This window comes from Sphaerotilus microaerophilus (genome assembly GCF_023734135.1).
GTDB classification, from domain to species: domain Bacteria; phylum Pseudomonadota; class Gammaproteobacteria; order Burkholderiales; family Burkholderiaceae_C; genus Sphaerotilus; species Sphaerotilus microaerophilus.
This window is the reverse complement of sequence record NZ_AP025730.1, coordinates 606,898-618,367: the sequence shown is the minus strand read 5'-3', so window position 1 is coordinate 618,367 and position 11,470 is coordinate 606,898. Positions and strand designations below refer to the sequence as shown.

Sequence of the window (11,470 nt, the reverse complement as noted above, 5' to 3'; positions counted from 1 at the left end):
GGCTATGGCGAGCATTTGCAACGAAGAGCGGGCGCCTGGGGGCGTGGACAGCGGGCATGGCGGGTTCGTTCACAGGTTCTCAATTGGCGACGTACACGACCGCGGTGCGCGCGGGCACGGTGAAGCGGCCAGTGCCGTTGTCGTAGCGCGCGTCGTTGGCGGCGCGGCGGTCGGCTGCGGTGGCGGAGGCCAGCACCGGATGCAGGACGTAGGACTTGCCCGCCAGCGCCGCAATCGTGACGTCACGGGCGGTCTTGTCCACGTTGATCAGGTAGACCAGTTCCTTGAAGTTGGCGCCGGGGTAGGCGTTGCCATCCACCTGCCCGACCAGCACCGTCTCCACCTGCGCCGAGCCGGTGTTGTGGAAGCGCAGCCGGCTCCTGATGTCCGCCGCGCTGCGCAGGCGCAGCAGCGTGCTGCTGGCGCGGATCTTCAGCAGGTCGCGGAACATGTCGCGTGCCAGGGCGATCTCGGCCCCCCCCGGCTTGATCGCGGCGTTGGCCAGGATCGGGCGGATCACCGACCAGTTGTCGCCGTTGTCGCCCTGCATCGGCAGGCCGGTGGCAAAGAAGTTGTCGGTGTAGCTCCAGTCCAGGCGGTTGAACCAGTCGCCCGAGTTGTAGCTGTTGCGGTCCATGGACTTGGAGCGCAGCGTGTCGATGCCGGCGTGGTAGTAGCCGATGCCCTGGCTGAAGGCATTGATCGCCGCAGCCAGCATCTGCACGCGGGCGCGGTCCTCCCGGGACGTGGCCGCCGGCAGCTTGTAGGCGTTGATGTCGAACAGCGTCTGGTTGTCGTGGTTCTCGACGTAGTTGACCACCTCCTGGGGGGCCGTGACGTAGCCGGTCGGCTGGCCGTTGTAGTCCAGCGCCTCCAGCGTCTTCACCTCGTCCCAGTGGGTGGTGAACGAGAAATCGCGGATCGAGCCGGCCAGCCCGGCCTTGATGATGTCACCCGACCACATCAGCTGGGTGCGGGTCTTGCCGGCACCGCTGCCGTTGTCGTCGTAGAACAGGCCGCTGATGTAGCCCTGGTTCTTCACCAGATCGGCGCCGCCGTCGAAGGGCCCGCCGCCGCGCACGTGGTCGCGGGCGCGGTCGCTGAAGGTGCCGATGCCGCTGCCGTTGAGGGAGAGCTGCGAGGCCTGCTCGAAGCGTGCCCCGTTGGCCACCTCGCCGAAGTTCCAGCCCTCGCCGAGCAGCGGCACCTCGCGCCCGGTCTGGCTGGCCAGGCGGGCCTTGAGCGCCACCATCACCGCACGCGGCTGGTGGCCCATCAGGTCGAAGCGGAAGGAGTCGATGCGGTACTGCGTGGCCCACTGCAGCACCGAGTCGCTCATGAGCTTGCCCATCATCAGGTGCTCGGTGGCGGTGTTGTCGCAGCAGGTGGACATCTCGACGCCACCGGTGGCGTTGAGCCGGTGGTAGTAGCCGGGCACCACGCGGTCGAGCACCGACTTCTCCTTCTGGCCGGAGGCGGTGGTGTGGTTGTAGACCACGTCCATGCCCACGCGCAGGCCAGCCTGGTGCAGGGCCATCACCATCTGGCGCAGTTCGAGCACGCGCCGGGCGCCGTCGGCCGCATCGCTGGCGTAGCTGCCCTCGGGGGCGTTGTAGTGGTAGGGGTCGTAGCCCCAGTTGAAGCAGTCGCTGTCCCGCACCGCGTTGACCGCCGCCTGCTGGGTTTCCGAGTTGGCGCTGCCGCTGACACTGGGGCTGACGCAGCCGGTTTCCGGCACGGTGGCGATGTCGAAGACCGGCAGCAGGTGCACGTCGGTCAGGCCGGCCTCGGCCAGCGCCTTCAGGTGCTTCATGCCGTTGGAGCCGGTCTGCGTGAAGGCAAGGTACTTGCCACGCTGCGCGGCCGGCACCGTGGGGTCGGTGGCAGAGAAGTCGCGCACGTGCAGCTCGTAGATGGTCATGTCCACCGGGTCGGCGACCGTGGCCGGCGCGGTGTGGGCATCCCAGCCGGCCGGCTTGAGGGCCGCGCTGTCGAGGCTGGCAACATAGCTGCGCCTCGAGTCGCTCGTCAGGCTCACCGAGTAGGGGTCGGTGACGAGGTTGCGCACCACGCCGACACCCCGCACGAACACCTCGACCGCGTACTTGTAGTACTTGCCGCCGAGGTCCGTGCCCTGGCGCAGGGTCCACACGCCGGTGGCCGGGTCGGCCGCCATGGCTTCGCTGGCCACGGCGTTGCCACTGCCGCTGTCGTACACGCAGACGGACACGTTGCGGGCGGTCGGCGCCCAGAGCTTGAAGGTAGTCGCGCTGGCGCCGGCGCGCACGCCCAGGTCGGTCACGTCGGCGGCGGCGGCGTACAGGTCGTCGAGTGCACCGGCCACCTGCGCGGTGGAGGCGTTCTGGACCTGACCGCTGGCGGACTCCTGCACCACCACCAGCTGGCTGGCGTGCAGGGCCTTGAGCCGGGCGAGGTCGTCGTCGCGCACGGCGAGCACCACGCCCGGGGCCACGAACTTGAAGCGTGCGGCAGCCGACGCCGGCACGGCCACGGCGTTGGCATCGAGTGTCAGCGCGCCATCGGCACCGCTGACCGTGCCGTCCCTGGCCGCCCGGATCTGCCCGGTGGCCGAGTGATAGAGCTTGAACACGCCGCCGGCGTCGACCTGCGGCCACTGGATCAGCCGCCCGGTCAGCCAGTGCGCCCGCGCATCGCCGGTGGAGGCGCTGCGCAGGTCCGGAGCCGCGGTGTAGACCGTCGGGTCGCCCTGGACCAGCCAGATCTCGCCAACGCCCCCGGCGATGCTCAGCGCGGCGTAGTCGACCCGGATGTTGCTGGTCCAACCGTCCTTGTTGTCGGTGCCGCCGGCCGGGTTGGCCGCGGTACCGTGGAGGATGAACTCCAGCGCCGTGCGGGCCGCATCGGCCTTCGGATTGAGCACCGGCAGGTCGAACACGACCTCGCTGGCGCCCACGCCGTAGCCGTTCATGTCCGACAACGCGACCGGCGCAGCCCACTGTTCGATGGTCACGCCCGGCTTCAGCCCGCTCAGGTCCAGGCCACTGCCGGCCCACAGGTGCAGGCCCCAGACGTCGTAGTTGGCGTCGTAGCGCTTGTAGTGCACACGCACCGTGGTGAGGTCCGGGGTACCGGCCGTCAGCGGGTTTCGGGTGTAGGTGGCCGCATCTCCCTGGATGCGCCAGATCTCGTTGGCGCCACTCCTGAGCGTGTAGGACTGGTCGGCGCCGCCGTGGTCCTTGGTGTCACCCTGGTGAAAGACGTAGCCGACCGCGCCGCTGCCGGCAGTGAGCGGCACCTGGTAGATGGCACCGAAGGCGTCGTTGCCGGCGGCGTTGTGCCCGGCGTTCCAGCCCGGGTCGGCCGCCGCACCCCAGCTGTGCAGTTGCCAGCCGCTGTAGTCGCCCGCCGGGCGGCGGTAGTGCACGGTCAGCGTCGTCGTGGGAGTGGGGCCCGGGCCGGCCGCGGCGGGCACGGCATGCAGCACCGTCTGGAAGGCCGTGGCATCACAGGCCGCCAGCGAGCCGCTGGGCGGATCGACCGGATCGGCCGCACCGCCGCTGCCGCCACAGGCCAGCAGTGCGGCGCAGCTCAGGCCGAGCCACAGCCTGCGCCCCAGGCGGGCGAGTCGCCCGAGCGAGGCGGCTGCGGCACCAGGGAGCCCGCTGCCGGAGGAAAGGTCGACGGGGTGCACTCGGACGCTGGACGGCATGCGGGTCTCCTTGAGTTGGGGGAAGGGCTGGGGCAGGAAGGCGGGACTGCAGGGCGGCGCGTGCCGACCGTCAGGGCGCCTGCACCGCGAAGGCGGTGAAGCTGCGCGCCGCCATCGGCACCTGGGCCGCCCCGGCCGCATCGGCCGCGGCGTTGGCCCCGCCCACCGGCCAGAGGCGGCGCAACACCGCGTTGGCCGGCAGGCCGGCGAGGCTCGCGGTGGCCAGGCTGTTGGCGTAGTTGAAGGCGACCACCGTGGTCTCGCTGCCCTCGACGCGCTGGAAGCTCATCACCGCGCCCTGGGCCGCGGGGTTCCGGTAGGCCCCGGTCATCAGTGAGGCACGTGACTTGCGCAGCGCGATCACGTCCTTGTAGAAGCTGTGCAGCGAGTCGGCCACACCCGCCTGGGCGAGCACGTTGTTCGAGCCGACGTTGGCGGAGTTGGCGCGGAAGGGGCTCGCGGTGCTGAAGCCGTCGCTGCCGCGGTTGCTGCTGGTCCAGCTCATCGGGGTGCGCAGCTTCCAGTCACCGGTCAGGCCTGCACCGCCGGCCATGCCGATCTCCTCGCCGTAGTAGAGGAAGGGGGTGCGGCCCTGCAGCAAGTTGGTGGCCGCGGCCAGCCGGTACTCGGCGGCGTTGCCGCTGACCTGGTCCCACAGCCGCTCGCCGGCGAAGGCGTCGTGGTTGCTCAGGAAGCTGGCCATGCCGGTGGGCGCGCTGCTGAAGTAGGCCGCGGTGCTGGCGACGGCTGCGGCGTCACCCGCCGTGGCGTCGATCACCGCGGTCTGCTGGCCGAAGGCGAAGGCGCCGCCGCAGACCGTGTCCGCCCCGTAGCGCTGCGGCTGGCCAGGCGCCTCGCAGACCATGTAGCGGTTCGGGTAGGCCTGCACCACCTGGCGCACCGTGGCCATCAGAGCGTCGTTCTCGCTCTGGTTCTCCCAGGCGGCGGCGCCGTTCTCGATCAGGTTGCCCACCGCGTCGAAGCGGAAGCCGTCCACCCCCAGGTTGAGCCAGTAGCGCAGGTTGCTGTGGTGGTAGGCGACGGCCTCGGCGTTGCGCAGGTTGAAGTCCGGCATCTGGCTCCAGAAGCCGGCGAAGTACCAGCCGCTGCCCGTCGAGTACCAGGGGTAGCTGCCGTAGATGTTCCAGGCGCTGCTGGGCGCGCCACCGCTCCAGACGTACCAGCCGCGGTAGGGGTTGTCGGCGGCGTGACGCGAATTGAGGAACAGCGGGTTCGTCGCGCCGCTGTGGTTCATCACGTAGTCGACGATCACGCCGATGCCGCGCGCATGCGCCTGGCTCAGCAGCTCCTTGAAATCGTCCAGGCTGCCGTAGTCGGCCTCGACGCGGCGGTAGTCGCTCACCGCATAGCCGTGGTCGCGGTCCTGGCTCTGGGTCACCGGCATCAGCCACAGGCCGGTGATGCCCAGATCCTGGAGGTAATCGAGCCGGCTGATCAGGCCGCGCAGGTCGCCGATGCCGTCACCGTCACTGTCCTGGTAGCCGCGGACGTAGATCTCCATGAAGGCGCCGTGCTGCCAGCCGGCCGGCAGCGCGCTGGGCGAGTCCGCCTGCGCCACGGTGGACACATCCACCGCGGGAGGCGGTTCGGTGGACGCGGAGCCACCGCCGCCGCAGGCAGCGAGCAGCAGGGACAGGAGCAGGGCGGCGGGCTTCATGGCGGGGCGGTCTCGTTGGCGACGTCAGTGGGTCCGTGTCACTGCGGGTGTCACGGCTTGCAGGGCGCTTCCTCGCGGCCCTTCTTGGCGTCTTCCAGCGACGCATAGATCTTGCGGTCGCCGCTGTTGACCCAGATCTCTTTGATGGTCTTGCCGTCGAACTTCATGTCGCGGCCGCCCTGTTCCTTGGTGTCGCCCTTGTGGACGATGTAGTTCACGTTGCCCGAGCTGCCGAAGGCGGACAGGTCGGCCTGCCAGAACACGCCGAAGTCGTTCTTGCCGGTGGGCATCATGGGCTTTTGCCACTCGATGCCTTCCAGCGGGATGCCGGGGTTCTTCCACAGGTGCACACCCCAGCCGTCGTAGGTGTTGTCGCAGCGGTTGTAGTTGATCTGGACCTTGCCCTCGGGCGGGGCGGCCAGCGTGGTCAGCGGCGCAACGATGGTGGCCAGAGCGAGGGCAGCGAGGCGCTTGGAGAGGCGGATGGTGCTCATGGACAACTCCTGTCGTGAGGGAGGGGGAAAGCGTGGGCGGCAGGGCCGCTGAAGTCAGAACGTGCGCGTTCGTGTGTCCGCAGGACGGGTCAACCCTTGGTGCCACCGGCGGTCAGGCCGGAAATCAGCCACTTCTGCGCCAGCACGAACACCGCGGTGATCGGCAGGCCGGAGAGGATGGCGGTGGCGGCGAAGTCGCCCCAGCGGAAGTTGTGCTCGTGCACGAAGAGCTTGGTGCCCACCGCCAGGGTCAGGTGGTCCTGGGTGTTGAGCAGGATCGAGGCGACCGGGTACTCGATCACCGCACCGATGAAGGACAGCAGGAACACCACCGCCAGGATGGGCAGCGCCATGGGCAGCAGCACCCAGCGGAAGGCCTGCCAGGGCGAGGCGCCGTCGACCTTGGCGGCCTCCTCCATCTCGTAGGGGATGGTCTCGTAGTAGCCCTTGATGGTCCACACGTGCATCGCGATGCCGCCCGAATAGGCCAGGATCAGCGCCCAGTGCGAGTCGATGCCGAAGGCCGGGAAGGCCGCGCCGATGCGGTCGAAGATCGCGAAGATGGCCACCAGCGCCAGCACCGCCGGGAACATCTGCATCAGCATCAGGCCGGTGAGCACCTGGTTGCGGCCGCGGAACTTCATGCGCGCCAGGGCGTAGGCCGCGGTGGTGGACAGCAGCAGCGTGATCAGCCCCGAGACGGTGGCCACCTTGATCGAGTTCCACAGCCAGCGCAGCACCGGCAGCTCGGGCTCGACCAGCTGGCCGTTGGCCGCCTGGTAGGGCAGGCCAAAGGCGTAGCGCCAGTGCTCGAAGCTGATCTCGCTGGGGATCAGGCTGCCGGTGGCGAAGTTGCCGGGCCGGAACGACACCGACAGCACCACCAGGAAGGGGAACACCACCACCGCGCAGAGCACGATGAGGAAGAGGTGCGCGGCCAGCACGCGCCAGCGCTGCGACTTGTCGACGACGAGGGCCATGGTGCGGGGTCTCCTATCGAACGGCCGGGCCGATCAGCGCTTGCCGTTGTCGTCCTGGGCCAGGCGCGTGAAGCGCATCTGCACCAGGGTGATGGCGGCCACCAGCAGGAAGATCACGGTGGAGATGGCCGAGGCCAGGCCGAACTGCTGGCCGGAGTCCTGGAAGGCCATGCGGAAGGTGTAGGACACCAGGATGTCGGTGGTGCCCGCCGGCACGCTGATGTCCAGGAAATCGGGCCGCCCGCCGGTGAGCAGCGCGATCAGCACGAAGTTGTTGAAGTTGAACGCGAAGGACGAGATCAGCAGCGGCGTGAGCGGCTTGATGATCAGCGGCGCGGTGATGCTGACGAAGTTGGTGATCGGACCGGCACCGGCCACCGCAGAGGCCTCGTACAGGTCGCTGGGGATGGACTTGATCAGCCCCATGCACACCACCATCATGTACGGGAAGCCCAGCCAGGTGTTGACGATGAGGATCATCGTCTTGGCCAGGAAGGGGTCGGCGAACCAGGCCGGCTTGATGCCGAACAGCGCGTTCAGGATCAGGTTGATCTCGCCCAGGTTGGCGTTGAACAGCCCCTTGAAGATCAGGATGGAGATGAAGCCCGGCACCGCGTAGGGCAGGAACAGCACCAGCCGGTAGACGGCACGGCCCTTGAGCCCTTCCCAGTTCAGCAGCACCGCCAGCAGCATGCCCAGGCTGGCGGCGAACAGCACGGTGAGCGCCGAGAAGACCACCGTCCAGATGAAGATGCGCGCAAACGGCTCCTGGAAGCGCTTGTCGGTGAAGATGCGACGGTAGTGGTCGAAGCCGACGCCGACCCGGAAACCTGGCTCCTTGTGCTCGCCGGCGGCGTTCTCGAAGAAGCCGCTCTTGAAGTTGGGCTTGAGCACCTCGCCGGTGTCGACGTTGGTCAGGCTGCCGTCGGCGCCCGGCTTGTACAGCGGCTGGGCCGGCGCGAATTCGCGCAGGGAGGTCATGCGCACCTGCTTGCCATCGGCAAAGCGCAGCGTGAGCGCCTTGATGTCCTTCTGCTGCGCGATCACCTCCTTGAGCGGCAGGGCATCGCCGATCACCACCTTGGCCTCGGCCTCGGGCAGCACATCGACGGTCAGCGAGGCCGGCTGGCGCAGCGCCAGCGCACTGGAGATGAAGACACGCTTGTCGTCCTCCTGGTCCTCCAGGCGGATGCGGAACTGATGCGCATCCGGGTGCAGCGAGAACTTGTAGGCCGGCCCGGGGGCACGGAAGGTTTCCTCCTGCAGGATCTGCTGGACCCGTTCGTATTCGAGCAGGTTGCGCGAGCTGTAGTTCGTGAAGCCGATCGCGATGGTGTAGACCATCGGAAAGATGACGAACACGATCGCCGCGGCCACGCCCGGAAAGAGGTAGCGCAGTGCCACGGTCTTCTTCGACGTGTAGGCCCACAGGGCCAGCGCGGCGATCACCAGCAAGGTGCCGGCCAGCAGCGTCTGGCCCACCGCGTAGACCAGCGTCACCAGGTAGAGCACCGCGAGCGCGCCGACGGCGGCCAGCGCCGGCACAAGCCAGCGGCGTGAGGAGGATGTGACTTGCATGGTCGGAGAGGTCCGCGGTGTGGCCTGCTCTGCAGCGGGACCGGCACTCGGTGCGGCATGCGGCCCGCAGCCCGTGCAACCGGGGTGGTCGCGCGGGCCGCCGGGACGCGCCGGCATCAACAGCCGAAGGGGCTTACTTGGTCAGGATGCGCTTGGCGGCCGCGTCCATCGCCTCCTTGGGCGTCTGGCGCGCTTCCATCACGTTGCCCAGCGCCGAGACCATCGCGGACCAGAAGCGGCCCATCTCGGAGTTGTTGGGCATCGGCACACCATCCTGGGCCGAGGCCATCGTCGCGGCGATGTTGGGGTCGGACTTCAACTCGGCGTAGTAGGACTTGCTCGCCGGCACGCCGATCGGCTCGGCCTCGTTGATCATCTTCAGGCCCTTGGTGGTGAGCATGTAGTTCTCGATGAACTCCACCGCCAGGTCCTTGTTCGGCGAGGCCTTGTTGATCATCACGCCCTTGACGCCCACGAAGGGCACCGCCTTCTTGCCGTCCACCATCGGGATCTTGGCCACGCCGAAGTCGATCTTCGCCTTGCGCAGGTTGTCCCAGGACCAGGGGCCGTTGATCATCATGCCGACCTTGCCCTGCGCCATGCCGCCTTCCATCTCGGCGTAGCCGCTGCCCTCGGGCATGTACTTCTCGCGCAGCAGCTTGTTGAGCAGCTCCACGCCCTTGAGCGCGCCGGCGTTGTTCACGCCGGTGTCGGTGGCGTCATAGCTGCCATCGGCACGCTGCTTGAAGGCATAGCCGCCATTGGCCGCCATCAGCGGGAAGGTGAAGTAGGTGTTCGTGTAGTCCCACAGGATGGCCTTGGCGCCCTTGGCGGCCAGCTGCTTGTCCAGCGCCATCACCTCGTCAAAGGTTTTGGGCGGCGTCTTCACCAGCGCCTTGTTGTAGACCAGCGAGACCGCCTCGATCGAGAACGGGTAGCCCCAGGTCTTGCCGCTGACGGTGAAGGCCTTCATGGCCAGCGGGTCGATGTCAGCAGCTATCTTCTTGCTCGGCGTGACCGGCTGCAGCAGGCCGCCGGAGATCCACTCGCCGATGCGGTCGTGCGCCCAGATCCAGATGTCCGGGCCCTTGCCAGCGGCTGCCGCCTGCTGGAACTTGCCCGGGCCGTCCTCGGGCGCCTCGACGGTGACCGGCACGCCGGTCTTCTTGGTGAACTCCTCGGCCAGCTTCTGGACGCCCTTGGAGCCGTCCACGCTGAACCACACCAGCAGCTTGCCGGGTTCGGCCGCAAAGGCGGCGGGGCTGAGCAGACCGGCGGCCAGCAGCGCCGGCACCGTGACGCTGGCGAGGGTGAAGGTGCGACGTTGCGTGCGCATCATGGGTTTTCCTTGCGATGAGGCGCCGCCGCGCGGCGCGATGCCGGCCGGACGTGGCGGCCGGCCATTGGGATGCATTGACGGTCGGTCGGCCCGCGAGGGGCCGCCCGGGAACGGCTCAGGCAGCCGGCCACCGGGCAGATCACCACCAAGCCTCGGCCTGCACGCCAAAGGTCGTGCCGCTGTTCTTGGTACCGAACACGCCGTTGGCAATGCCGTAGTTGCGTGCCACGTCGTTCCAGCGTGCGTGCGTGATGAAGGCACGCAGCACCGGGCGGGACCAGACGCCTTCACTCAGCGCCAGTTGCGGCGCGATGGTCAGCTTGTCGAGCTTCGACGCCTTGCCAGCGTCAGCACCCCAGGTGGCCTTGGCTTCGTCATGCCCCAGCTCCGTCGCCAGGCTGAAGTTCTTGGTGAAGTTGTACACCGGGCGCACACCGATGCTCGCCCAGCTCCAGGTCTGGCCGCCGCCGTTCTTGTACTTGCCGTAGTGAGCCGTCGCGGTGCCGCTCCAGCCCGAACCCGGGAAGGCAAAGGACAGCTGCTCATGCACCCGCCAAGCCTTGGCGCCATTCTGGTCGCCCGTGCCCGCGTAGGTCGGCAACCACTCCCAGCCAGCCCCCTGCTCGCGCCCGAGCACCACGGCCACCTTGTTGAAGCCACCCAGCAGCCCGCCCTGCGTGTGCTGCAGGAAGAGCATGTCGCCACTGCCCTTGGTCACGCCATCGGCCGCCGTGCTGTCCATCAGGTGCACGTATTCACCCTCGAACTTGCCGCCGGGGTTGACGTCGATGTCATAGAAGCGCACCGAATAGCGCTTGTTGACCACGTCGTTTGCGGCGTTGGCATTGCCCTGGTTCTGCAGGTAGGCAAAGGCCAGCTTGACCGGCCCGGCCTGGACTTCCTCGATACCGGCACCGGTGCCGCTGTTGCCCCAGTAGTAGAAGTCGTTCATGTGGACGTCATGGCGGTTGTAGAACCGCTGACCCACCCACAGGCTGGCGTTCTCCATGAATCCACGGCCGAAGAAGCCGCCCGCGGAGATGTAGTTCTCCCGGTGCTGCCAATTCATGGCTCCGCCGTTGGTGGATTCCGCATCCTGCTTGCCCTGGTTCTGGATGGCCAGGGTGAGCTTGTACTTGTACCAGACGCCGTTGGCGTCACCGAAGGGCAGCGCGACGCTGTGCTCGCTGAAGTTGTCGCACTCGTTGCCCAGGCGATATTTCGCGCGGCCCCCGTTCTCCTGGAAGCACTGCAGGTTGCCACCCTCGCTGGTGCCACCCGCCTGGGCGCGCACATAGCCGTGGTATTCCAGACCGTCGGCCAACACGGCCGGTGCCGCCAGGGCCGCACCCAGGGCCAGAACGATCGGGAGGGGCTTGAACGTCTTGCGCATTGTCATCTCCTCATTGCTCGAAACGGGACAGGAAGCGCCGCGGCTCGGACCGTCATCGGTCGAGCTCCGGGAGCAGGCGGGACAGGCTGCGGCGGGATTGTGAATCGATCAACATCGACTACGGACAGGATTGTGAATCGATCAACTTTGGCGTCAATATCTGACGGATCCGTGCAAACCCTGAGCCAGTGGAAACCCGGCTTTCCTTTGTTCTGGCGCAAAACGATCGGCGCCCCCTGGGGCGCTCCTGGCAGGTGAACGGCAGGAGGGAACCCCCGTGAAAACCGGGGGTACCGAGCGGCCCGAACGGTTACGGC

7 protein-coding genes are annotated in these 11,470 nt (G+C 67.9%); all 7 read right to left on the bottom strand.

All coding sequences use genetic code 11. The features are described 5' to 3' along the window. Positions 1 to 79: 79 nt before the first annotated feature. Positions 80 to 3,691, bottom strand: coding sequence for an alpha-1,6-glucosidase domain-containing protein (locus tag NGK70_RS02770; protein ID WP_251971857.1), 3,612 nt, complete (start codon positions 3,689 to 3,691; stop codon positions 80 to 82). 70 nt (positions 3,692 to 3,761) lie between these two features. After that, positions 3,762 to 5,369, bottom strand: a complete 1,608-nt coding sequence (locus tag NGK70_RS02765) for an alpha-amylase family glycosyl hydrolase (RefSeq protein ID WP_251971856.1) — start codon at positions 5,367 to 5,369, stop codon at positions 3,762 to 3,764. Between the two features lie 50 nt (positions 5,370 to 5,419). Beyond that, positions 5,420 to 5,863 (bottom strand): pullulanase-associated domain-containing protein, encoded by a 444-nt coding sequence (locus NGK70_RS02760; protein WP_251971855.1) that lies wholly within the window; start codon positions 5,861 to 5,863, stop codon positions 5,420 to 5,422. Between the two features lie 89 nt (positions 5,864 to 5,952). Then, positions 5,953 to 6,843: a maltose ABC transporter permease MalG gene (malG, locus tag NGK70_RS02755; RefSeq protein WP_251971854.1), complete on the bottom strand. Its 891-nt coding sequence runs from the start codon at positions 6,841 to 6,843 to the stop codon at positions 5,953 to 5,955. 33 nt (positions 6,844 to 6,876) lie between these two features. Next, a complete protein-coding gene (malF, locus tag NGK70_RS02750; protein ID WP_251971853.1) occupies positions 6,877 to 8,421 on the bottom strand; it encodes a maltose ABC transporter permease MalF in 1,545 nt (514 codons plus the stop codon). Between the two features lie 133 nt (positions 8,422 to 8,554). Further along, positions 8,555 to 9,757 (bottom strand): maltose/maltodextrin ABC transporter substrate-binding protein MalE, encoded by a 1,203-nt coding sequence (malE, locus tag NGK70_RS02745; RefSeq protein WP_251971852.1) that lies wholly within the window; start codon positions 9,755 to 9,757, stop codon positions 8,555 to 8,557. Positions 9,758 to 9,899: 142 nt separating this feature from the next. Further along, positions 9,900 to 11,153 carry a maltoporin gene (locus tag NGK70_RS02740; protein WP_251971851.1) on the bottom strand — a complete coding sequence of 418 codons (1,254 nt, stop codon included), beginning with the start codon at positions 11,151 to 11,153 and terminating at the stop codon, positions 9,900 to 9,902. Positions 11,154 to 11,470 lie beyond the last annotated feature (317 nt).